This window comes from Leifsonia sp. YAF41, assembly GCF_052113185.1.
Taxonomy (GTDB): domain Bacteria; phylum Actinomycetota; class Actinomycetes; order Actinomycetales; family Microbacteriaceae; genus Cryobacterium.
This window is the reverse complement of the sequence record NZ_JBFRCS010000002.1, coordinates 252,865-276,183: the sequence shown is the minus strand read 5'-3', so window position 1 is coordinate 276,183 and position 23,319 is coordinate 252,865. Positions and strand designations below refer to the sequence as shown.

The window sequence follows — 23,319 nt, the reverse complement described above, 5'->3', positions numbered from 1 at the left end:
ACAATCTCCCCTCCTCTTCCGGTAAGGAAAACCATGATCGGCATCGCCGAGGTTGCCCGGTACGCCGGCGTCTCCACCGCCACTGTGTCGCGTGCGCTGAGTGGAAACGGCCACGTCTCACCGAGCACCAAGCTCAAGGTCGAGACTGCTGCGCGCGAACTCGGCTACGTCGTCTCGTCGACGGCGTCGAGCCTCGCATCCGGTCGGATGAAGAACATCGGCGTTGTCGTTCCGTTTCTGAACCGGTGGTACTTCACCAGCGTCGTCGAAGGCGCCCAACGCGCCCTCCTCCGCAACGGCTACGACCTGACCCTCTATAACCTCACTGGCGGCGGCGTTGAGCGACAGAGTGTCTTCGAACATTTTCTGCTGCGCCAAAGAGTGGATGCCGTGATCGCGATCTCCCTCGAGCTCACCGCAGATGAGATCTTCAGGCTGCACGCTCTGAACAAGCCGCTCGTCGGCGTCGGCGGCCCGCTCGAGGGCGTGCGCACCTTGGCGATCGACGATGTCGCCGTGGCCCGCCTCGCAACCGAGCATCTGCTGACCCTCGGGCACACCCGCATCGCCCATATCGGCGGAAACCAGCACTACGACCTCGACTTTCACCTGCCGACGAACCGACGTTTCGGCTACGAGGCGGCACTCACTGCCGCCGGCATCCCGCTTGACGACGAGCTGGTCGAAGACGCCGACTTCACGATTCAAGGCGGATATCACGCCACGAAGCAGCTTCTGGGCCGCCCGCATGGCCGGCCGACGGCGATCTTCGCCGCCTCAGACGAGATGGCGATCGGCAGCATCCTGGCCGCCCGCGATCTCGGGCTCTCAGTGCCCCGTGATGTGTCGATCGTCGGCATCGACGACCACGAACTCGCCGAGTTCTTCGGCCTGAGCACCATCGCCCAATACCCACAGGGGCAAGGTGAGAAGGCCGTCGAGATTCTGCTCGATCGGCTGCACCCCGGGCAGCACGATCAGTCGGAGCTGAACACCCCGCTCCCGGTCAAACTGATTGTGCGTTCCAGCACGGCCCGCCCCGCAGAGTAGATCGCCCGCGCCCGACGCCGCGGTATCCGCGACCGGCCCCGCCTCGGGTGGAACTCGGTAGCATGGCAGGTATGGCAGATTCAACGTTCGACATCGTCAGCAAAGTTGACCAGATGGAGGCCGACAACGCACTCCACCAAGCACAGAAAGAGGTCGCGCAGCGCTACGACTTCAAGAATGTGGGTGCGTCAATCGAGCAGAGCGGCGAGAAGGTGCTCATGAAGGCCTCCAGCGAGGAGCGCGTCAAGGCGATCCTCGAGGTCTACGAAGCCAAGCTGATCAAGCGCGGCATCTCACTGCGCAGCATCGATGCCGGCGACCCCTACCCGTCAGGCAAGGAATACCGCATCGAGTCGACGCTGAAGGCGGGCATCGACCAGGAGAACGCGAAGAAGATCAACAAGATCATCCGCGACGAGGCGCCGAAGAGCGTCAAGAGCCAGATCCAGGGCGACGAGCTGCGGGTCAGCTCGAAGAGCCGTGACGACCTGCAGGAGACGATGGCGCTGCTGAAGGGCAAAGACCTCGATGTCGCCCTGCAGTTTGTGAACTTCCGCTAGATCTCAGTTTTCGATGCCGAGGCATCCGCGCGACAACTCGTGCTGGATGCCTCGGCATCCGTCGTTTAAGCACGCGTCGACCTCGGTCGGGGCGCTCCAAAAGAAGGAGTGGAGGTGTGTCGGCCACTCCGCGGCCCCGGAGCAGTCTGGGCTCCCCCGCCGCGACACGCCTCCACTCCTGATTTCGGTCCCGGGCCGGACGAGTTGCAGCTAGCCGAACCGGCCATTCACATAGTTGAAGGTGCGCTCGTCGATGGGGCTGTTGAACATCGCGTCGGTGTCGCCGTGTTCGACGATGCCGCCCGGCTGCCCCTGCCCGGCGAGAAAGAACGCGCACTGAGTGGACACCCGCTGAGCCTGCTGCATATTGTGCGTGACGATGACGATGGTGACCTCGTGGGCCAGCTCCAGCATCGTCTCCTCGATCACCCGGGTCGAGGTGGGGTCGAGGGCCGAGCAGGGCTCGTCCATCAGCAGCACCTGGGGCTGTACCGCCAGTGAGCGGGCGATGCAGAGCCGTTGCTGCTGACCGCCGGAGAGCCCGCCTCCCGGAGCACGCAGTCGGTCTTTGACCTCTTTCCAGAGGCCCGCCTTGGTCAGGCTCGACTCAACGAGAAAGTCGCGGCGGTCGCGGTCAGTCTTGGTGCCGGTGAGCGTCAGCCCGGCGATCACATTGTCGTAGATCGACATCGCCGGAAACGGGTTGGGCTTCTGAAAGACCATGCCGATGTGCCGGCGCGCGTCGGTGAGCTTGCGGCTGACGTCGTAAATGTCATCGCCGTCGAGCAACACCTCACCGGCCAGACTGGCCGACGGAATCAGCTCGTGCATGCGGTTGAGGATGCGCAGAAACGTTGATTTACCGCAGCCGGACGGCCCGATCAACGCGGTGACCGCGCCGGCGGGCATCGTCAATGAAACCCGGTCAAGCACCTCGTGGTCACCGAACCAGGCCGAGATGTTGCGCGCCTCCAACTGCGCAAGGGGCTCGATCACCGGCTCGGGCAGGACGAGACCAGACGGCGAGAAGGATGCCGAGGCATCCGGTCGCGACGGCGGCCGGGTGAACCGCCGTTTCAGGCCGCCTCTCGGCAGGCGCGGCAGGACATCGGTGACGTCGGTCTGAGTGGTTGTGTCCGTCATGGCTGACTCGTTTCGCGAGATTCGGTTAGAGCAGGTTAGGCAGCAAGCGGGTGATCTGGTCGGCGGCCAGGAGTCCGGCGAGCAGAACGAGGGGAATGCCGAGAAGCCAGGTGCGTTGGGGGCCGAACCGGCCGAATGACCACACGGCAGCCAGCTCGATGACGATCAGAAACTGCAGGGCGAAGGCCAGCGCCCACACCGTCGAGGTGTCAGTTGCCAGCGAGGTGTTGCTCGGCGAAAGCGACACATAGGTGGTTTGGCGTCGGCCCGACGGCTCGGCTGTTCCGATCAGCTGGGCATCAACACGGGCCACACCGGTCGGAATGTAGGCGGCACCGCGAGCCGTCTCGAGAATCAACCGACTCTGCCCGCCGGCAGGAGCCGCGGGCGCCGGGTCCCCCGCGTATCGGAGTCCGATCACCTCGAAAATCTGCTCACCCTGCCCGGTCGTCACCGCGAAAGTCTCGCCGGGAGCCAACTCATCGATGCGAGAGAACGGACCGCCATAGGCCGCCGCCCTCCCCATCACCACGCTGATGCCGGCCTGTCCGGGCAACACCGTGTCACGTCGATGGCCGGGTCCCGCCTGAAGCGTTCCCGACGAGGTGCCCTCGACGATGACCTCGTTCACGCCGATCGACGGGATTGTGATCAGCGCGACGGGCGCGCCGTCGGCGACGAGCACGTCGTCGACGGTGCCTTCGCTGACCGGGGCAACAGCCTCCGCAAGTTCGAGCTTGAAGGTGTCTGTGAGCTGCTGCTGGGCGACGAGGTGCTGCAGGTGACTGAGCACCAGCACGTTGAGCACGAAGCAGAGCAACACTGCAGCGAGCATTGCCGAGATGCTCCGCAGCAGCATCTGCCGCTTCGTCAGCGGAAGCGGTTGCAGCATCGACCGGGGCAGCCGCTTCGGTGGCCGCGGGATTCGTGGCAGCTTCGGAGTTTTCGGTGGTTTCGGAGGACGAGCCGGCCGCTGTGCGCGGGTCGCGCGCCGCGAAGAGCCACCGAACTCGTCGATCTCCTCGAACTCCTCGATCGACTCGATCGCCTCGATCGACTCGATCGCCTCGGTCTCCGGAGATGTCGTCGTCACCGCTGTCATACGGTCACCGGGGCAACATTCACTCGTTCACGGGTGAGGAGAAATCTGGCCGCGACCACGACACTGACGCCGAGGAGCGCCAGCACTGCGACAGCCCACGGAAAGATCAGAAGCGCGGCGGTACGAGTGATCGGCGTCGTGGCGACGCCATCGATCGTCTCAGGTGGAGTAAAGGTGTACCCGGCATTGACGAACACCCACTGTCCGACCCCGGGGAGTTCGGCCGACACGATCCGGCTTTCACCCGGCGCCAGTTTCTCGACCGGCACTGCCTCAACCGAGCCGAGGTCGTTCCCGAAAGGACCGGTCGCCCAGAACCGGGCGGCGGCATCCACCGTTTCATTTGAAACGTTCTTCACGGTGAACTCGATGTTCACCGTGCCATCGAAGGGATTCACGCTCGGCTGGTACGAACTCTGCACTCCGTCGAGAAAGAGTTTGCCGCCCAGGCTGACCTGGTTCGAGGTCGGAACCGTCGCCAAGGGCGTTGTCGTCTTCGCGGTGTCAACGGTTGTGGTGGTGCGTTGCGGGGTGCCTCCCGGGGGCCGGGGTGGCGTGGAACTCGGGGCGGGAGTCGGCGAGGTCACCGTGACGGTGAGCCCGTAGCCGTTCTGCGTCAAGCCGGCTCCGCTGTCGTCAGTCGTCGCCGATGCTGCGCCGGCCGAACAGAGTGCGCCGAAAGCGAGTGCCGCCGCGAGCACAAGCTGAACTGTTCGCAGCGGAGCCCGGCTCGCGCGTCGGATGCTGGTCATTTCGTTGCCTCCTCAAGCCGCGTGGCGGCAACTTCTTCTGCAGCGCGTCGGCGAGCCTCCGCCTCCGTGTACTCCAACCAGAGCCGTGCGTTCTTCTCATCACGTTTGCCGCGCAGCTTGAGCGCCAGCATCACCAGCCCGGCGAGCACCAGCAGCGCCAGAAAAATCCAGGGCACGGCGATGACGACGCTGTCCCGGCTCACTTCGCGCAGCGGTCCGGGGTTCAATGCGTCAGCATCGACGGTGGGCACGAGCTTCACCACGGCGTTCAGGTATCCCCATTGGCCGACGCCGGGCACCGTGACCGTCACCGTGCGGTGGGCGCCGGGGAGCAACTCGGCGATCTCACCCGACACGCTCTCGCCGACCCCGAGGCCAAACAGTGCGTTGGCGCCGACAAGGGTTCGGGCGGCCAACGCGACATTGCCGTTGTTGGCAACGGTGAACGTGACGTCGACGGAACCGGCGAACGGGTTCAGCTCCCCGGCGTAGGCGGCGCTGATGGCGCTGATCGTGAGGTTCGGTTGCAGATCGCCCGGCACGCGCACGTAGAGGCGGGTGGCCACCCGCTTGTCGACGAGAATTTCACCGACAGGAGAGACAGAGGAGATGACGATGCCGGCCGCGTGGTCGCCCGGGCGGGCATCGGCCGGCACGTCGACGGTGAACGGGACGGTCGCGGAGGCTCCCGGCTCCAGCGGAACATTCAGCTGTGTGGCCCCACCTTCGAACGCCACCCAGCTGCCGGCATCCGTCGGCGTCGCGTCGGTGTCGAGCAGGCCGTAGGCTCCGTCGTCGGTGTTGAACGCATCGGTGGCGAACACCGTAAAGCTCTGGCTCGTCGTTCCTGTATTGCGCACGGTGTAGAAGTCGTCGAGGTGCTGCCCTGGCGCTGCCTGGTAGCTCAGCCGCGATCGCCCGTCGGGGCCGTTCGCATCGGCGGGCGTCCCGGAAATTCCGTCGGAGTCGTCGGCAAACGCCGGGGCCGGCGCGAAGACCAAGAAGGCGACCAGCGCAAGAAGGGCGGTGGCGAGGAGGCGCAAGAAACGGCGGGAAACCGCAGAGGTTGTGGGCACAATACATTCGCCCACGGACGAGTGTCCGTGGCCCTTCGATGGGTTGAACAAGAAATGAACGGCGAGCGTGTGCTGCGTGCGCGAGCGGATGCCGCAGCATCCGCTCTGCAAAGCGCCGGCAGACATGACGCAGGGAGAGCGCAGAGAAGAGGGGCCGCGCATGCGGCCCCTCCCTCGTCGAATGTGGTGCGACTACTACTTCGAAGCGAGCGTCAGCGTGAGCTTCGAGGTGTAGGTGCCGACAACCGAATCCTTCGGGGCAACGAAGGTGAGGTCGGCGTTGAGCTTCGTCGTGCCGACCGCTGCCAACGGGGCAAGCTCGGCGAACGGTGCGCTGCCCGTCGCGCTGCCCGCAACCTGCGCGGCTGCGGCGACAGCGGTTCCCGAAACAACGATCGGCTTGATGCCGAGCTGCTTCTTGTCGATGGTGTTCGTCCCGTTGACGAAGTCGGCGACCGACGAGGTCAGCGTCCAGCCCTTCTTCGAGAGTGCACGCTCGTCGGTGACAGTGAACTCGCCCAGTTTTCCGGTCGAGGTCGACAGTCCGTTGACGAGCGCTGCCGCGCCGAGCGTCGCCTTGGCGCCGACCGGAACGTTGAGGCTGAGCGGTCCGTCAACATCGGGAGCCACGGGGACGGTCGTCGCTTCGAGGTCAATGGTCGCCGGCGAGCCGACGACAGGATCGCCGACCGGATCCGCCGTGAACTTTCCTGTACCGGCCTCGACGGTCACGGGGAGCCACCAGACACCCGACGAGGCGTAATTCACGCCGTTGTCTTTCGTGCAGGCGAGCCCGAGGCTCCACTTGCCGCCGTTGACCTTGGCAACGCCCTGGGTGCCGTTGGTCTGCTGGTAGGGCGACAGGGTGAAGGCAAGGAGATCCTTCGAGCCCTCCGCCGTGAATCCGTTGGGAGCATATGCCTGCCACGCGGACCGGGTGAGTTCCTGACCTTGCGGAGCCAGGAAGGTGTAGGAATCGGTGGCATCCGCCGAGCAGTGAAATGGCGCAGCCATGTCAGTGGCGCTCAGCGACGCCGAGATATTGTCATTCCAGTCGAAGACGTGGCCGGCGGTTGGAATCAGAATGCCGTTCCCGTCATAGACGTAGAGCGGGCCTTCGGTCGGAACAGGGGCAGCATTTGCCGCCGTTGCGCCGAGAGAGACCAGAGCAGCGGCCGCCAGACCGACGGCGGCGAAGCGCGCGAAGTTGCTTTTCAACATGTCAGTTTCCTTTTTCTTGTCTGCAAGCTCAGGCTGCCGCTAGGACAGCTTCGCCCGGAGGACAGTGGGGTCGGACGGAGCGAGGAAGCCGAACTTTGTCTTCACAGCACCGGATGTGGTGATGGAGGCGCCGAAGTTTGTCAGGCTTTTCGTGTTTGTGGTGTCGATCAACGCGTGGAGACCCGCGTCGAACTTCGGGTCAACCGGGTTGATGCGGGCGAACTCGACGACCACATAGGTGTCTCGGCCCCAGGTGCCGTTGGAGTAGTAGGCCGAGTTCGGAACGAGGCTGCTGCCCGAACCGGTGAACGGAGCAGTTGCACCTTGCGCGCTGCCGAGCACCGTTCCGGTTCCGGTTCGGTTCTGGGCTGCACCGTTCTTCTGCGCAACCCAGCTGGCGACTGAGAATGGAACGATCTTGCCGGGCGCGTTCAGCACAGTGCCGTCGTTCTCGGCGACGTTCGGAACGACGCAGGAGCCGAGAGTCGGGTTGCCGATGGCGCCGAGGAAGAACTTGGCGGTGCCGGAACCTGATTGGGGAAGAACCGGGGTCACGGCGACGCCGTTGACCGTGGTCAGCGTGCACTCGTAGATGCTCTTGAGCTGGGCGCCAGTGAGCTGGTCGAGACCGGTGCCGTTGTAGGCATAGGAGAGAGCGTCGCGGCCGAACGGCACGTAGGCCAGCTGACCGTTCACGTCGATGGCTGCGGCGGAGGGGCCGCTCGAGGAACGTGCGATGTCAACTTGTCCCGTGATCGAGATCGCCGGCGTGGTGTTGCCGGCGACGCTAAAGGGAGCGCCGTCGATGGAGCGGCTGAGTGCTTTCACTCCATCACCGGAGCCAGCTGGGCGAGCAAAATAGACCCCGGTTGACTTGGCCTGGATAGCGGCGGATCCGAATGCGTCGAACGACCCGATGCTCGATCCATCGGTGGCGACCGAGCGCACTCGCGTTCCAGTCACCCGCGTGCCGTTGGCGAGGGCGTTGCCAGCGTCCTGGAGCGTGTCAGAGCCGACCAGCACGTAGCTGTTCGACACCGGGTCGGCGTTGGCGGGGGCGGAGAGAGCAAGACCGGCAATGGTGACACCGACGACGGCGCACAGCGCCAGCGCTTTTCTTGACTTCACTTCTGTTCCTTTCGAGGAGTTGATCCGTGCGACCGCGGACGCGTTCGCATCGACTTGACCGGATGTGTGTCGATGATCGACGCCCCGGTGGTGCCAAGAATGTGCGCATCAGAGACCTCGTCGTCTCATGCGGGAGAGCAGCGGAACTGCTGCCGCAGCGGCCAGCCCCGACATGCCGCCAACGGGGATCGCTGCAGCGAGTCCGCCGGTGTCTGGGTCCGCGGGGGTCTCCTTGCCCAGCACCGCGGTACCGGCTCCCGTGGCGTTGGGGTCGGCGGGTGACGCAGCAGGAACCACAGCGGGCGGCGGGACGCTTGCGGTGCGTGAGACCGGCTGCCCCGATGTCGGCGCCGCCGCAGGCTTCTGCGGTGTCGTGGCTGTCGCCGCACCGGTCTGGATGACGTTGGCCGCTGCGAGCGCCTGGTCACGCCATCCGTGCGGGATGGGCGCATAGCCCTCCGGAAGGGTTCCGGCGTCGGTGCCTGGCTCCTGACCGTCAGTGACGGCGTAGCGGATGAAGGCGGCATAGTCGGCGCGCTCGGCCGTGTCGGTCGAGCGCGGATTGGCCGCGGCGTACACCGGCATGGCCAGCGGATACGCCGTCGGCGCAGCGGCGGCCGCCGCACTCCCTGGGTTGTATTCGTACACCTGACCCTGCCCGGCCACCGTGGTCATCGCCGCAGCGGCCGCGGTGAGCGAATCGGTCGTCGGTGCCACGAACGAGCCACTCGCGTTCCGCAGCGACGCCGAGATGACCTGGTACCGGGCCGCCGAGGCAGTGTCGGTGAGCGACAAAACACGCTGCTGGCCGGGTAGATTGCGCGGCGACTTCGAATACTTGGCCGGATTCGACGTGGGGTCCCAGAGCCCGAGCACCTGGCCGTCACCGCGCAGCGTGAGATAGGCGGCCTGGTCCAGGTCGTTCGTGTACGGGCGCCAGCTGACGACGTTGATCGGCAGGCTGTTGTCAGTCCCTCCGGCCTGCTCACCGGGATCGGCCTTCGGAAAATCCTCCCGCGGCAGGGCGAACGCGGCGCCGCTCAGGTTGGTCGCGGCATCCGTTGTCGTCCACGGGTTCACCACCATGCCCCAGGGGTCCTTCTTGCCCGCAAGAAAGTCGACGGCTTCCGGGTCAGACAGCACGTAGCGCCACAGTTGCCATGCTGTGTCGGACCTGCCCTGCGGAACGAGAAGGTCGGCCAGCGACGGGCTGATCAGACTCTCGTAGTTCCACTCCGGATCGTTGATGTCCCGAAAATCAGGGTCCAGCACGAGGTTGCGCGCGTTCTTGCCCGGTTTCGCTGAGCTCTCAAAGCCAAGGTGTTTCTTGTCGGCGAATGTCGGCAGCGAGTCGAGGTAGGAGTTTGTCAGGAGCTTCGCAACCAGACGCGGCGTCAGCTTGATCTCCGAGAATGGTGTTCCGGTGAGGTCAGTGATCGTGCCCGGCGTTCCCTCGCCCGGGTCGGGCTGCCGGTCGATAGCGAAGCCGATCGAGAGCCCGGTGAGAGCGACGGGCGCGTAAGTTAGAGAATCGGTGAGTTCCGACGAGGATGCCCGAGTGGTCAGGGCGAGCGGTGCCGACGGCTGTGTCAGCGATGCACGCAACGCGTCCGACTCGGCAGCGGTACTGATCGTGTAAACGGCCCCGCCGGTCGAACCGCACAGTGTCGGTTGCCACGATGCGACGGCACCTGCGATCAACTCGCTGCCGGTGACTTGACGCTCGGCCGCGCCGATCGGGCAGGTGAGACCAATTGGTTTGAAGTCGAGTTTGACGGCGAGGCGGTGCTTCCAGCTGCTCCAGAACAAGCCGGATTTCGTAATGGTACTGACACCCGGGTCGGCGGTGCCACGGGGAATCACAACGAGCCAGCACGAACGCGGCGCGGTCGTGCCATCTGCCTTCTGCTCGGGCGCACCGCAACCGAGGCCCTGCGACTGAAGCGCAGTCTGCACTTCGAATCGGGTGGCGCCCGTGCCGCCCGTGCCTGACCCGGCCCACTTCACCTCGTTGGAGGTGTACTGAGTGAAAAACTCATTGGTGTTGACGTCGACCGGGAGCTTCTCGTGATTCTCGCCGATCGAGGAGATTGTCTTTCCGGTTGCCGAGCGGAACGGAATCGAGGTGTAGGTCGGATTGGCTATCCCGTTCCCCGGCGACGTATATTGCTCATCCTCCGGCGCGACGACTGCAGCGCTCGTGACGAAGTTGTCACGCGCGGAGCCTGCTGACTTGAAGGCGCCGTATTGGCAGGTGGTGCGGTCGGGCTGTCCGGGGTTGTGCGGGTCATCCCCCCAGCACTGGGCAATCTGAAGAAAGTTCGCTCCGCCGTTTGAATCTCCACTCGGTGCTGTCGACTGGATACCACCGGTCCAGCTCACCTTGATTCCCTGTGACATCAGGTTCTCGGTTTGCGAGACTGTCACCTCAAGGGCGGGGAACGGCGAGTTTGACGCATCCGGATCTTGGCCCTTCGCGGTGACAGTGACCGCCGAGCTGGTTGTGTCAGCGGCCTGCGCCGACGAGAAACTGAGATCTCCGAGACCGAGCAGTCCCGTTGTCGCCAAGCCGACGACGAGTCCTGTCGCGACGGCACGCACAAGGGTGCGTTCCTGAGCGCGGGCGATTCGGGTTGAACTCACTGGGCTTCTCCTCGACGACGGTGCCGACTAGTGGCCGGCAGCATTCACGGTAAGCAGCCTTGGTGTCAACCGGATGACGCCAGGTGAACGAGGTGCGAACGAGGTGTCACCACAACCTTGCGTAGCGCGCTTTCTTCGATCAGACCGACGGAGGCGTCTTACGCAGTGAGCGTTTCAGCCGACGCGACAGGAACGGGGGCAGCATGACTACGGCAAGCAGCAGCACGACAGCGAATAGCATCACCGAGTTCTCGGCTTGCCACCCGGTGCTGGCCAGGGCGAACGGTTTGGCGACCGCTCCGCCGATGCCGGAACCACCGGAGACCAGTGCGCCGTTCTCGTCGTACACGGCGGCGGCTCCGCCTGCCGCGGCACCGTCTGCTGCTGCCGGTGCCGGCGAATCTGCCGGAGTGGTGCCCGGATCACCGCCGGCGGGAAGAGCGCTGGCCCCTCCCGTGCCCGCGGCGCATTCAGTCGCGCCGGCGGCTCCGGGAATCCGCTTGATCTGATCGAACCCAGCGGTGACGAGATTGAGGGGCAGCGGCGAGTATCCGAGCGATTCGGCCTGCTTCTGTCCTTCGCACAGGAGATACCGCGTGAACGCGCCCAGTGTCGCTCCCTTCTCGGTGGTGAAGATGCCGTCGACCGCGGTGGGCACGATCAGGTACGAATAACTGGACAACGGGTACGAGCGCGAATCCGCATTGTTGTAAACCGCGTCGAGAATCTGCGTGAGGTAGTCGGGCGAGGCTGGGTCCTCGTTGATCTGCGCCTGTTGCAGGGCGATGGCCACGGCGGATGCGATGGGCTCGACGTAGGCGCCGGACGCGTTCTTCACCTTGGCGACCGGGAAGCCGGCCTTCAACGGGTAGGAATACTCCACGTAGGTGATGGCTCCCTCTGCGTAATCCTGTTTGACGTACCCAGAGACTCCGAGCGAACCGCTCTGCGCCTTGGAGTTGGGCAGATTGCTGGTGGGAAACTGCGACGTCATCCCGCAGTCGCAGAACGCCTTCCAGAGGTCGGAGTGTTGCTTGGACATCCAGAGGGTGAACTGGGCCGTCGAGCCGGACCCGTCTGAACGCACGACGGGCACGATCGCCTTGTCGGGGAGAAGCAGCGTGGGGTTGTCGGCCTTGATCGACGGATCGTTCCAATTCGTGATCACGCCGGTGAAGATCTTGGTGACGACATCCCCACTCAGTTGGAGGTTCGTAACGAGCTGGCCGCCGATCTTGAGGTTGTACATCAGCGACGTGCCACCGGCGACGATCGGCATGTACGCATAGCCGACGGGCGGGACCTCTGGGGCCGAGAGGTCTTCAGGGCGGGTCTGAAACGGGATCTCGCTCACGGCGAAGTCGACGGTTCTGGCGATGAACGCGCGTCGCCCGGCGGAGGATCCCTCACCGTTGTAGTTGATGGTCATGCCGTAGTTCGCGGCAACATTCTTGCGCCACTGGTCAAGCGCGTTCTGCGACCAGGTCGAACCGGTACCGCTGATCGGGGTGTAGACGGCCGCCTGCGCGGATTGGCTCGACGCCGCCGCGCCGCTGAGGCCCAGCAGGAGCATGGCGAAGGCGGCTGTCGCGGTGCGGAGAATACGGGTTCGCGACGTCACAACGACGACTCCTCTGGATTCGGGGTGGATGCCGGTGCGCTCAGCACGGGCGACGGTGTGGGTGTCGGTGAGGTGCGTGCTGCGATACGGGCTTCGTCGCGCTGGGAGGCTGCGGCGAGCCGCGCGCCCTGCCTGCGCGAGAGTTGGCCCGGCCCGCGCCCGCCGAACGCCCGCGCGAGCGTGAAGAGGATGAGCACCAGGCTGATCAGGATCGCGGCGGTTCCGAAGCCGCGCGCGATCATGGTGGGTTCAGGCGACTTCACGAATTCGAACACCTGAAGCGGCAGGGAGATCATCGGTCCTGAAAACGGGTTCACGTTGAGTACGGCCGTCATGCCGGAGGTGAGCAGCACCGGCGATGTTTCGCCGATGCCGCGCGCCGTTCCGAGAATGACCGCATTGACGAGCCCTGACTTCGCAGTCGGCAAGACAACATGCCAGACGGTGCGCCACCGCGGGGCACCGAGCGCGTACGACGCTTCACGCAGGTTGCCGGCCACCAGCCGCAGCACGACATCCGACGCCCGGATCATGATCGGCAGCATCATCACGCTGATCGCGAGGGCGGCGGCGAACCCCGACCGCTGGTGGGTGAAGATCAGGATGACCGCGGCATAAATGAACAGGCCGGCCACGATCGAGGGCAGTGCGGTCATCGCGTCGGAGACGGTGCGCACAAAACGTGCGAACCGGCCCGGGAACTCGTTGAGGAACACCGCGGTGACGATACCGAGCGGCACCGTGATCGCCAGCGCGATCGAGATCTGGATGAGTGTTCCGACGATGGCGTGCAGAATACCGCCGACGTCGAGCGGGTCGAGCGGCCCGGCCAGTTCCATCGTCTCAGTGAAGAAATTCGGGTGGAAGAACAGCGCTTCCCGCCCGCGCACGAGCGTGTAGATGACGACGAAGCTCAGCGCCGCGACGAGTGCCAGCCCGGCGCTGTAGAGCAGCACGGTGATGAGTTTGTCGGTGACCGTCTCGCGGCTGCCGGTGAGGCTGACCACTACTGTGTAGAGCACGAGAAAGGCCAGGTAAGTCACGACCACCCAGCCGATTGCTCCGCTCAGGGGCGCGAACCAGCCGAAAAGCAGCGTGCTGAGCGCGGCCGCCGCGGCCAACGACCCGACGATGGCGAACGTGTCGTCGAGGGTGACCCGGCGCAGCACTCGACGTTGCGCCGGAACGATGCCCGCGACATCCGGAATCACCGTGCGGGTGGTGGTGCTTCGCTCGGCGGGCCGGTGCGTGTGCTGTTCTGCGGCGTGCGGCTCGGCGAGATCAGGCGCGGTGAGATCAGAAGCATGCTCGGTGCGTGGTTCGACCAGGAGATCGCGGGACATCAGCCGTCGCTCTCTGCGCCGGAACGCGATCGGGCGACGATGGAGGAGGCCGTGAAGTTCACGATGAGCGTCATCAGAAACAGAACGAGTCCGGCCGCCATCAGCGCCGAGAGACCGAACTCGCTGGCCTCGCCGTAACGCAGGGCGATCAGGGAAGACACCGAGTTGGTGCCCGTCTTCAGAAGATGCCAGTTGATGGTGAAGATCGGCGAAATGATCATGTACACGGCGATCGTCTCGCCGAGTGCCCGGCCGAGGCCGAGCATGGTGCCGCCGATGATGCCGCCGCGACCGAACGGCAGCACAACTGAACGGATCATCCCCCACCGCGTCGAGCCGAGGGCGTACGCACCCTCGCGTTCACCCTGCGGCGCCTGCGAGAAGGCCTCGCGCATGACGGATGTCTGCGTCGGCACCACCATCAGCGCCACGACGACACCGGCGATGAACGCCGACGAGGTGAATGCGCTCGCATCGGGCAGGCTGCCGGGTTCCGTGCCGTCGACACGCAGAATCGGGATCCACCCGAAGTAGGTCGAGATCCATTGCGCGACCGGGATGATGTTTCCCTGCAAGAAGAAGACGCCCCAGAGGCCGAAGACCACGCTCGGCACCGCAGCCATCAAGTCGACCATCGTGGTCAGCGCGGACTTCAGCTTGGGCGGCACGATCTCGGAGATCAGCAGCGCGGTGCCAAGTGCCAACGGAAACGAGACGCAGAGCGCGACGCCGGCGATCGCGACGGTGCCAAACAGCACGGCAGCGATGCCAAAGACTCCCGACTCCGGTGACCACGACTGCTCGGTGAGAAACGAGAAGCCCGCGACGCCGAGAGCATCGGCCGCACGCAGAGTGAGAAAGAGCCCGACGGCCAGCATGATCGCAACGGTCGTGATGCCGGCCGAGAACGCGAACGTTCGAAAAAGCGCATCAGAACCCGTCGGCCGGGAACGCAGCGAACGGCGGATACGCGCTTCTGCCTCAGGCGCTGTGACCGGCGGGGTCGCCGACGCGGTGACGCTCATCTCGACACCACCAACATCCACCAGTGACCCTTCTGTCGGATCGGAACTCGGCGCTGAATTTTCGGCGCCGAGCGGCATGGCCACAACCCGACATCACACGATCGATGGCCCAGGTGAACCGTTGGGTTCGGGGCGATGAAGAAGACGTGGACGATACCTGTTGAAACGAAGATATTTCTGCTGCTCACGGGCTGGGCCTCGCAGCGGGTGGCGATTCGGGCGGCGCCGACGTCGGCGCCGCTGTCGGCGTTGGAGTGGGCGTCGCGCTGGGTTCGGGCGCGGAGGTGGCGATGGCCGCGTCCGCGACGGCGATCAGGATGCGTCTGCCCAGCTGAACCCGCGTTCCTCCGGCAGGCTCTGCCGAGAGCACCTTTTCTGAACCGGTTCTCCCGTTGCCGGGATTCCCCGCCGTGCTTCCCGCTGCGGCGAGGGCCACTGTGAATCCTGCAGCGCTCAGCGCCGCTGACGCGTCAGACTCGGTGAGGCCAACCACCGCCGGCACCATGTTCCACCCCGACGCCACGACGAGGTCGACGCTCCACCCTGCCTCGGCCCACTCCCCCGCCGCCCGGCTTGATCCGATGACCGTTCCCTCTGGCTCGGCGGAATCCTGGACGCCGACCGTGCCGACGCTGAGGCCGGCCCCGGCGAGGGCCGATCGTGCGTCAGCGAGTGCAAGCCGCATCACCGCCGGCACCGCCACCTCGTCGACGGTCGCCGGCTCGGGAGCCGTGCTGGGAACGGCGGCCGCCTCGCTCGGCTGGCTCGACGGCGTCGCAATCGCTGCGGGGGCACGAGTGCTTCCCGACGCGGCGATGAATCCTCCGACGACAACGACGAGGAGGGCGCCGCTGATTCCCACCAGCCAGCCCGCACGCGGGCGCACCCGCGGGCGGCCTCCCGAGCCGCCGGGGGTTCTCGTGTGGCCTCGCGCGGAGTTCTGAGCGCGCAGAACCTGGGTCGCTGCTGTTGACGGGTTCGGCAGGATCCGCGTCGGTGCAACGGTCCGGGCGCGCGGCGGGGTGTCATCCGTTCTCGCCGGCCCGGGCGCGGGCTGCGGGGAGCGGAACGGCGCGGACGCCGGCGGCAGCTGCGCCGGCACGCTCAGCACCGCCGTCAGCATCTCCTCCGCTGAAGCGAATCGGCTCTGCTGCGCCTTGAGCATGCCCTTGACCACGAGGCGGTCCAGCTCCCGGGGCACGCCAGAACGCAGCGAGGAGGGCACGGGCGGTGGGGCGTTCAGATGAGCGTTGATCGTCTCTTCGGCCGAGCCCCGCGGATAGGGGGGCTGCCCGGTCAGGGCGAAAAAGAGAACCGCGGAGAGCTGATAGAGGTCGGCCCGCTCATCGACGGCCTCGCCCCGCGCCTGCTCCGGCGAGAGAAAGTGAACGGTGCCGAGCACCCCGGGCTCGGCCGGGATGGGCGATCCGGCGCCAGGCAGATCGGTGCCGGGCGGCGCGACCGTCCGCACGACATCCACGCCGACCACCGGTCGACCCGCGGCATCCGCCAGACCGAAGTCGATCACTCGCACCGCCTCCGGTGCGATCGACGACTCCCGCGGAACCATGACGTTTCCCGGCGACAGATCGCGGTGGATGACACCGACGGCGTGTGCGGCGGCGATTCCGCGCAGCATCCCCTCCGCCACCGCCACGACGTTTGCGATCTCGAGCGGCCCCCGTTCGTCAACGAACTCCGCCAGGCTCACTCCCGCCGCACGTTCAAACGCGATCCAGGCGACCGGCGGCGACTGGGTCCGGTCGGTGCCGAGGGCCACGACGCCGGCAACATTCGAGTGCCGGATCGCCGAGGCAGCCCGCGCCTGCCGGAAGAATGACTCGCGCGTCGCCTCGCTCTCTGACAGTCGCGGGTGCAGAACTTTGAGGGCGATACCGGCTCCCGTCGTCACATCCGTCGCTTCAAAGACCGACGCCGATCCGCCGCTGCCGAGCAGTTCACCAAGTACGAAGCGGGAGGAGATCAGCGAGTTTCCCTCCCCGTTGGCGTTCCCGTCGTCGCCCGCGCTACCAGGGCGCTGTGTCACTGTTCTCCCTGGCCGGGTCTCCCTGACATCGACGCGCCGGCCGAGATCGCGGCAGCTCATCGACCGCCGCGAGCGCAATGGCCAGCACTGCCCCCGTCGCGGTTTTCGCTGCCTCGGCTGCGGAACCGAAGAATCGTGCCGAGGTGATCACGGGTTCGTCTCCGTACTCTGCGATCCAAAACCAGGTACCCAGATGTTGATGCCGATCGACGCGGAGGGCCAGCTGGGCGGCCGCCTCGCGTATCTCGGCAACGTGACTGAGCGCCTCCCGAAAGCTGGGGTAGGCACGCGCGCTTCGACCGAGTTCTCGGTTGTTTGCCGCGAGCAATTGCCAGACACCACGCGGAGCAGCACCCGGCAGCCGGTCGCTCAGCACCGGTTTGGGCAGCACCGGTTTGGCCAGCACCGGTTTGGGCAGCACCGGTTTGGCCAGCACCGCTGTGGCGAGCGCAGGGGCGGTCAACGCGTGGTGGGTCACACCGGTCGAGCTCGACGCCACCCGTTTGGTCGATGAATCGCCGAGGATGCGAGAATTCACGCGCTCCCAGACGCCATATTGCAGATCGCTCGATGAGGGAAACGACGAGAATGCGATGCGGGGCTGGGCAGGCATGGCGGCTCCAAAGGCTGACGACGGCAGAGTCGCGCTCCCCCCTATTCCAGGGTGATTCCCAGCTCGTTCATAGCCGAGGTTCAGCGCTTCTGGTCCCACCATCGAGCGCTGAGGTGAAGAAAGGGAGCTCGCAATCTGAACAGGGTGTGGATTCCCCGTGGCTGTCGCGTGAAGCAGATAGCGCTAGGCGTCGTTGCGCAGGTAACTGCGCAGCCAGCGCGTCAGCTGCCGATAGGCCTCTTCGCGCACCACCGGTGTCGAGAGAAACACGTCGTGCAGTGCGCCCTCGATCCGGGCAATGGTGACGAGGGAGCCGAGCCGCGTCGACCGCACCGCGATGTCGTCGACCCGCAGCACGACATCCGTCCTCATCATCTCGGGCGTCCACTTGGGAATGAGCATCGAGCGAGCTGAGATCATCGTGCACACCGGAGCGTCGATCGAGAGACCGGATGCGACACGCGCATGTCCCGCAAGGATCGCGCGCAGCCAGCCGGGATGGGCGGTGAACCCGCGCGGGGGCCGCCAGTCGAAGTTGTAGTCCCAGGCGCCATCCATCGTGGCCGACACCGAGCGCGTGTAGAAGCCGAGATCCACTTGGGGCAGCGGTGCCCTCGGGTCGACCTTGGCCTGAATCTCGACGATCGGCTGGATGGCCGCTCGGCCGATGCCTGTTGCTTGAAACTCCAGCCACGGGCTGTTGAGCACCAGAGCGGCGACACGACCGGGATTGCGCGCAACCCAGAGGCTGAAGACCAGGCCGCCGGTTGAATGACCCATCATGATCAGCGGCCGTTTCGGCTCGTGGTGCCGGCCGTGCCCGATCGCGCTGAGCGCCGCCTCGATGTCTTCGTCGTAGTCATTCAGATCGGTGATGTAACCGGGGGTCTGGCCCGGGCGCAGGCTGCGTCCGTACTTACGCAGGTCGAGCGCATGAAACCGCGCCCCGGCATCCTGCCAGTACTCGGCCAGCTCGGTCTGGAAGAAGTAATCGGACCAGCCGTGCACGTAGAGCACGTCGACGCCGGCCGCGACCGGGCGCACGAGTTCGAGGCGAAAGCGTGACACCGGGCGCACCAGGGTGGCGACGACCTCGCCCTCGGCATCCGGTCGCAGCGGGAGAGTGAGCTGTTCGAATCGATCGCCCAGAACATCGGGAACCCATTCAGCGGCCAGAGTGTGCATGCTCGTGAGGCTATCGCATCCGTCTAGCCGAACGTCTTGCGTGCCCGTCATGGTCGCCGAACCGTGTTGAATGACGATTTTTCGCGAACGAAAATGGTGATTCGCCACGGTTCGGCGCCTGCAAAAACTACTCCTTGCGGGAGACACTCACCATTTCGTCACGCGGCACGACCTTGATGCGCGTGCGGCCCTCTGCCTCGCCCAGCGCCAGCTCGTGCTGGTCGAGATTGTGCCAGCCGTCGAGGTTCGTGTACGCGATGCCGCGCTCGTCGAGCATCGCCGTCACGCTCTCTTCAGACGGAGATTCCGGGGTCCACCAATTGCCGAGATCGTTGATCAGGTGACGCACGGTCTCCATCGCGTCAGACTTCGTGTGCCCGATCAGACCGACCGGTCCGCGCTTGATCCAGCCGGTCGCGTAGACGCCGTACATCTGCTCGTTGGCTCCGACCGAGCCAGAGCTCGGGTCGCCCTTGTGCAGCACCTGGCCCTCGCGGTTCGGGATGACGCCCCGCTTTTTGTCGAAGGGGATGTCCGGCAGCGGCGAACCGAAGTAGCCGACGGCCCGGTAGACGGCCTGGATCGGCAGCTCACGAATCTCGCCGGTTCCGACGACTCCCCCTTCGCCGTCGGGCGCGGTGCGCTCGAACCGGATCGCGCCCACGTGGCCGTTGCCGTCATCGACGATCTCGAGGGGCTTGGAGAAGAAGTGCAGGTGAAGTCGACGGCTGGCCTCGCCGGTCTCGCGCTGGCGCCACTGGTTCAGCACCTTGTCCATCACGAAGACCTGCTTGTTGCTCGATACCGCGGCACGGGCCGCGTCGTCGTACTCGAAATCCTCGTCATAGACGATCATGTCGACATCGCGCAGCTCGCCGAGCTCGCGCAATTCGAGTGGGGTGAACTTCACCGACGTCGGGCCGCGGCGACCGAAAATGTGCACATCGGTCACCGGGGATGCCTTGAGGCCCTCGTAAACATTGGCCGGGATCTCGGTGACCAGCAGGTCCTCGGCGTGCTTGGCCAGGATCCGCGCGACATCCAGTGCCACGTTGCCGTTGCCGATGACCGCCACCTCTTTCGCCTCCAGCGGCCAGGTGCGCGGAAAGTCGGGGTGCCCGTCGAACCAGCTGACGAACTCGGCGGCGCCGTAGGAGCCCTCCAGTTCGATGCCGGGGATGTTCAGGTCGGCGTCGCGCACGGCGCCGGTGGCGAAGATCACCGCGTTGTAGTGCCGCTTGAGGTCGTCGAGCGTGATGTCGGTGCCGTAGTGCACATTGCCGAAGAGACGGATGTCGCCACGGTCGAGCACGTCGCGCAGCGCGTTGATGATGCCCTTGATGCGGGGGTGATCCGGCGCAACGCCGTAACGCACCAGGCCGTACGGGGCCGGCAGGTGGTCGAACAGGTCGATCGAGACGTCGAAGTTTCGTTCCGCCTTGAGCAGGATGTCGGCGGCGTAGATGCCGGCCGGGCCTGCTCCGACAATGGCCAATCGCAACTTGGTCATGGGAACCTTCCTTGCAGGGTCGACCACCGGGTCGAGCTCCTGGTCGATTTCTAGAATAGTCATCGTGTTCCTGCCGGGATCAGCTTGAACGCTCGACGATTGTCTCGGCGAACTTGGTGAGTGCCTTCTTGACCGAACCGCGGGGCAGCGGCTCGAGAGCCTCGACGGCTTCGCGCGCCCACTGGTGCGCTTCCGCCAGGGTCTGGTGGGTGACATCGTGGTCGCGCAGCGCCGCGATGGCGGCGTCGGCGACCGGGGTCGGCTCGCCGGGTGCGGTGGTCGACGGGGCCATCACGTCGCGTTCGAGACGTTCGAGCAACTCGGCGGCCGAAGCATCCGTGGCCTGTCGTTCCCGGAGGCGCAGCAGAGGCAGCGTCGAGACGCCGGCCCGCAAATCGGTGCCGGGCACCTTGCCGGTCTCTTCCGGCTGCGGCGACAGGTCGATCACATCGTCGATGAGCTGGAAGGCGACGCCGATCTTCTCGCCGAACTCGACAACGGGCCCCTCGAATTCGTCGGGCGCATCCGAAAACACGATGCCGGCCTGCGCCGCCGCGGCGATGAGCGAGCCGGTCTTGTCGGAGAGCACCTGAATGTAGTGCTGCACCGGGTCTTCGCCCGCGCGGGGGCCGACGGTCTCGTGCAGCTGACCCATCACGAGACGCTCGAACGTGTCGGCCTGCAGACGGATGGCGCGCTCACCGAGACGGGCCATCAGCTGACTCGCCCGTGCGAACAGCAGGTCGCCGGTGAGAATCGCGACCGAGTTGCCCCACACGGTCTGTGCGCTCGGCACGCCGCGGCGCTTGTCGGCGTCGTCCATCACGTCATCGTGGTAGAGCGAGGCCAGGTGGGTGACCTCGATCGCGGCGGCGGCGGTCACGACCTCGGGCACCGACCCACTGCCGAGGTGAGCGGTGAGCAGGGCGAGCATCGGGCGCACGCGCTTGCCACCCGCATTCAGCAGGTAGCGGCCGGTGACGTTCGCAATCTCGTCGGCGAAAACGACCTCGGCGAGAAGGCTCGCCTCGACCTGGTCGAGCCCGGTGTCGATGGCCGCGGCGAGGCCGCGGTCGGCCGCGGTCGAGAAGATGCGGTCGCTCAGACCCAACTGCGAAGCCACCGAGGAGCTGCGACGGACGACGGGGGCGCTCGGTTTCACTGTCTGCCTAACGGTTGGAACTGAAAAGGTTCAGGATGCCTGGTCGGGTGTGCTCGGGGCGGCGACCGGCTTGACACCGCGATGCAGTGCCACGATGCCGAGCGTCAGATTGCGGTAGGCCACATTGCTGTAGCCCGCTTCCCGCAACCATGCACTCAGCGTGGGCTGGTTCGGCCAAGCCTCAATGGACTCGCCGAGGTAGTCGTAGGCGACAGCATTCGACGAGGCAAGCTTCACGATCTTCGGCATCACGTGCTCGAGGTAGGCGAAGTAGGCCAGGCGGATCGGTTTCAGCGGCGGTGTCGAGAACTCGCAAATGACTACGCGTCCGCCGGGCTTGGTCACCCGGTAGAACTCGGCGAGCGCCTTTTTCGGTTCGACCACGTTGCGTAGGCCGAATGAAATCGTGACGGCGTCGAACTCGCCATCCTCGAACGGCAGCGCCGTCGCATCCGCCTGCACGAACTCGATGTTCGGGTTGTCTGCGTGACGCGCGCGGCCAACCGCAATCATGCCTTCGGAAAAGTCGGCGGCCACGATGTGCGCACCCGACTTCGCCAGCGCCGCACTCGCGGTACCGGTTCCGGCTGCGATATCGAGGATTCGCTGACCCGCGCGGGGCGCAACAGCCTTCGTCGTCGAGATGCGCCAGAGCGCCGCGTTGCCCATCGAGAGCACTGTGTTCGTGCGGTCGTAGTTCGTGGAGACCTCATCGAACATGGCGGCGACTTCTGCCGGTTGCTTGCCCAGGTCTGCTCTGTTCACTCCCCCAGTCTAATTGGGCGGGGCGCGACTGGCAGAACGAGGGTAAAGCGGCCCGAGGCGTAGGCTGAACGGGTGAATGTGCAGGCCCTGACGGTTGAAACCACCCCCATCTCCGACATCAGCCAACTCATTCTTCTCTTAGACCGGCACGAGCCGCTGCTCTGGATGCGCCGCGGCCAGGGGTTGGCCGGCATCGGCACCGCACTCCGGCTCGAGTTCTCCGGGGCCACGCGCATGACCGACGCAGCCGTCGCCTGGCGCGACGTCGTCGCCGCGGCGACCGTGACCGACCCGTTGGCGCGCACCGGAACCGGCCTGCTCGCCTTCGGTGCGTTCGCCTTCGACGCGTCGTCCGCCGAGAAGAGTGTGCTGATCGTGCCATCGGTGATCGTCGGTCGGGAAGACGGCCAGTGCTGGGTCACCCGCATCTGGGCGACCGGCGAGACGCCGCCGGAGATCCCGTTGGAGCTGCATCCGCTCGGCCCGGAATACCGGCTGTCGCTGTTGCCGGGCGCGCTCACCCCCGCCGGCTACCGCGAGGCCGTGTCAGAGGGCATCCGTCGCATTGCCGCCCATGACCTCAGCAAGGTGGTCGTCGCACGTGATCTGGTCGGGCGTTTGCCTGCCGAATCCGATGTGCGCCGCTCGATCTCGGAGCTGGCCCTCGGCTACCCCGACTGCTGGACCTACGCCGTCGACGGACTCGTCGGCTCAAGTCCCGAAACCCTGATTCGCGCCGACCACGGCGAGGTCAACGCCCGCGTGCTGGCCGGAACGATGTCTCGCGGAACCGATGCCGCCGCCGACACCGCCGCCGCCCTCGCGCTGGCCACTTCCCCCAAAGACGGCGACGAGCACGAGTTCGCCGTGCAGAGTGTGCTGGCCTCGCTGCGCCCGCACACCTCGCACATCACCACGAGCGAGATTCCGTTCACCCTCAAGCTGCCGAACCTGTGGCATCTGGCGACGGATGTCGAGGGCACGCTGAGCGACGGGTCGAACTCGCTCGACCTGATCGCGGCGCTGCACCCGACCGCCGCCGTCGCGGGAACGCCGACCGACAAGGCACTTGCCCTGATTCGCGAGGTCGAGCCGTTCGACCGCGGCCGCTACGCCGGACCGGTCGGCTGGGTCGGCGCCGATGGCGACGGTGAGTGGGCCATCGCACTGCGCTGCGCCCAGGTGAGCCCTACCGGCGATGTCACCGCCTATGCCGGTTGCGGCATCGTGCTCGACTCCGACCCGGAGCGTGAGCTCGCCGAGACCCGCATGAAATTCCGTCCGATCGTCGAGGCGTTCGGCTAACGGGCACCTCGGCCTCTCGCCTCTCGGCCTCACGGGATGGCCGGGATGGCCGGGATGCACGGGATGCT

The 23,319-nt window shown here is 65.8% G+C and carries 19 protein-coding genes; 3 read left to right on the top strand and 16 right to left on the bottom strand.

What is annotated here, in order from left to right; translation table 11 throughout:
• Positions 1-33 precede the first annotated feature (33 nt).
• Positions 34-1,050 (top strand): LacI family DNA-binding transcriptional regulator, encoded by a 1,017-nt coding sequence (locus AB4Y63_RS03060; protein ID WP_441789560.1) that lies wholly within the window; start codon positions 34-36, stop codon positions 1,048-1,050.
• 71 nt (positions 1,051-1,121) lie between these two features.
• Positions 1,122-1,610: a YajQ family cyclic di-GMP-binding protein gene (locus AB4Y63_RS03055; RefSeq protein WP_345067734.1), complete on the top strand. Its 489-nt coding sequence runs from the start codon at positions 1,122-1,124 to the stop codon at positions 1,608-1,610.
• 210 nt (positions 1,611-1,820) lie between these two features.
• On the opposite strand, the gene AB4Y63_RS03050 is transcribed toward AB4Y63_RS03055, so the two are convergent.
• From AB4Y63_RS03050 to AB4Y63_RS02975, 16 genes are all read right to left on the bottom strand, one after another.
• A complete protein-coding gene (locus AB4Y63_RS03050; protein ID WP_441789559.1) occupies positions 1,821-2,753 on the bottom strand; it encodes a phosphate ABC transporter ATP-binding protein in 933 nt (310 codons plus the stop codon).
• 25 nt (positions 2,754-2,778) lie between these two features.
• Positions 2,779-3,846 carry a sortase gene (locus AB4Y63_RS03045; protein ID WP_441789558.1) on the bottom strand — a complete coding sequence of 356 codons (1,068 nt, stop codon included), beginning with the start codon at positions 3,844-3,846 and terminating at the stop codon, positions 2,779-2,781.
• 5 nt (positions 3,847-3,851) lie between these two features.
• Complete coding sequence (locus tag AB4Y63_RS03040; RefSeq protein ID WP_441789557.1) at positions 3,852-4,607, bottom strand: hypothetical protein; 756 nt, start codon at positions 4,605-4,607, stop codon at positions 3,852-3,854.
• Positions 4,604-5,683, bottom strand: a complete 1,080-nt coding sequence (locus tag AB4Y63_RS03035) for a COG1470 family protein (protein ID WP_441789556.1) — start codon at positions 5,681-5,683, stop codon at positions 4,604-4,606. The genes AB4Y63_RS03040 and AB4Y63_RS03035 overlap by 4 nt, the downstream gene beginning before the upstream one ends.
• A 195-nt stretch (positions 5,684-5,878) precedes the next feature.
• On the bottom strand, positions 5,879-6,904 hold the full coding sequence (locus AB4Y63_RS03030) for a hypothetical protein (RefSeq protein WP_441789555.1): 1,026 nt from the start codon (positions 6,902-6,904) through the stop codon (positions 5,879-5,881).
• A 39-nt stretch (positions 6,905-6,943) separates the two neighbouring features.
• Positions 6,944-8,032 carry a hypothetical protein gene (locus AB4Y63_RS03025; RefSeq protein WP_441789554.1) on the bottom strand — a complete coding sequence of 363 codons (1,089 nt, stop codon included), beginning with the start codon at positions 8,030-8,032 and terminating at the stop codon, positions 6,944-6,946.
• Between the two features lie 108 nt (positions 8,033-8,140).
• The gene (locus AB4Y63_RS03020; protein WP_441789553.1) at positions 8,141-10,675 is read right to left on the bottom strand and encodes a hypothetical protein; all 2,535 of its coding nucleotides are present in this window, start codon (positions 10,673-10,675) and stop codon (positions 8,141-8,143) included.
• 139 nt (positions 10,676-10,814) lie between these two features.
• Positions 10,815-12,296, bottom strand: a complete 1,482-nt coding sequence (gene pstS, locus AB4Y63_RS03015; protein WP_441789552.1) for a phosphate ABC transporter substrate-binding protein PstS — start codon at positions 12,294-12,296, stop codon at positions 10,815-10,817.
• The gene (gene pstA / locus AB4Y63_RS03010; protein ID WP_441789551.1) at positions 12,293-13,639 is read right to left on the bottom strand and encodes a phosphate ABC transporter permease PstA; all 1,347 of its coding nucleotides are present in this window, start codon (positions 13,637-13,639) and stop codon (positions 12,293-12,295) included. The genes pstS and pstA overlap by 4 nt, the downstream gene beginning before the upstream one ends.
• A complete protein-coding gene (pstC, locus tag AB4Y63_RS03005; RefSeq protein ID WP_441789550.1) occupies positions 13,639-14,685 on the bottom strand; it encodes a phosphate ABC transporter permease subunit PstC in 1,047 nt (348 codons plus the stop codon). The genes pstA and pstC overlap by 1 nt, the downstream gene beginning before the upstream one ends.
• Before the next feature lie 163 nt (positions 14,686-14,848).
• Positions 14,849-16,711, bottom strand: coding sequence for a protein kinase domain-containing protein (locus AB4Y63_RS03000; protein WP_441789549.1), 1,863 nt, complete (start codon positions 16,709-16,711; stop codon positions 14,849-14,851).
• On the bottom strand, positions 16,692-17,324 hold the full coding sequence (locus AB4Y63_RS02995; protein ID WP_441789548.1) for a hypothetical protein: 633 nt from the start codon (positions 17,322-17,324) through the stop codon (positions 16,692-16,694). Before AB4Y63_RS02995 ends, AB4Y63_RS03000 begins: the two co-directional genes overlap by 20 nt.
• Positions 17,325-17,507: 183 nt before the next feature.
• Positions 17,508-18,500: an alpha/beta hydrolase gene (locus tag AB4Y63_RS02990; protein ID WP_441789644.1), complete on the bottom strand. Its 993-nt coding sequence runs from the start codon at positions 18,498-18,500 to the stop codon at positions 17,508-17,510.
• A 136-nt stretch (positions 18,501-18,636) separates the two neighbouring features.
• Entirely contained in the window at positions 18,637-20,019 is a 1,383-nt protein-coding gene (locus tag AB4Y63_RS02985) for an FAD-dependent oxidoreductase (protein WP_441789643.1), read from the bottom strand.
• Between the two features lie 79 nt (positions 20,020-20,098).
• Entirely contained in the window at positions 20,099-21,181 is a 1,083-nt protein-coding gene (locus tag AB4Y63_RS02980; RefSeq protein WP_441789547.1) for a polyprenyl synthetase family protein, read from the bottom strand.
• 30 nt (positions 21,182-21,211) lie between these two features.
• Entirely contained in the window at positions 21,212-21,901 is a 690-nt protein-coding gene (locus AB4Y63_RS02975) for a class I SAM-dependent methyltransferase (RefSeq protein WP_441789642.1), read from the bottom strand.
• 117 nt (positions 21,902-22,018) lie between these two features.
• Here AB4Y63_RS02975 and AB4Y63_RS02970 point away from each other — a divergent pair, with 117 nt between their 5' ends.
• Positions 22,019-23,251 carry an isochorismate synthase gene (locus AB4Y63_RS02970; protein ID WP_441789546.1) on the top strand — a complete coding sequence of 411 codons (1,233 nt, stop codon included), beginning with the start codon at positions 22,019-22,021 and terminating at the stop codon, positions 23,249-23,251.
• Positions 23,252-23,319 lie beyond the last annotated feature (68 nt).

Bases quoted from the DNA above. Each gene is read 5' to 3' on its own strand.
- AB4Y63_RS03030 (WP_441789555.1), bottom strand. From the start codon at position 6,904: ATGTTGAAAAGCAACTTCGCGCGCTTCGCCGCCGTCGGTCTGGCGGCC.
- pstA (WP_441789551.1), bottom strand. From the start codon at position 13,639: ATGTCCCGCGATCTCCTGGTCGAACCACGCACCGAGCATGCTTCTGAT.
- AB4Y63_RS02975 (WP_441789642.1), bottom strand. From the start codon at position 21,901: ATGTTCGATGAGGTCTCCACGAACTACGACCGCACGAACACAGTGCTC.
- AB4Y63_RS03050 (WP_441789559.1), bottom strand. From the start codon at position 2,753: ATGACGGACACAACCACTCAGACCGACGTCACCGATGTCCTGCCGCGC.
- AB4Y63_RS03060 (WP_441789560.1), top strand. From the start codon at position 34: ATGATCGGCATCGCCGAGGTTGCCCGGTACGCCGGCGTCTCCACCGCC.
- AB4Y63_RS02985 (WP_441789643.1), bottom strand. From the start codon at position 20,019: ATGACCAAGTTGCGATTGGCCATTGTCGGAGCAGGCCCGGCCGGCATC.
- AB4Y63_RS03055 (WP_345067734.1), top strand. From the start codon at position 1,122: ATGGCAGATTCAACGTTCGACATCGTCAGCAAAGTTGACCAGATGGAG.
- AB4Y63_RS02995 (WP_441789548.1), bottom strand. From the start codon at position 17,324: ATGCCTGCCCAGCCCCGCATCGCATTCTCGTCGTTTCCCTCATCGAGC.
- AB4Y63_RS03040 (WP_441789557.1), bottom strand. From the start codon at position 4,607: ATGACCAGCATCCGACGCGCGAGCCGGGCTCCGCTGCGAACAGTTCAG.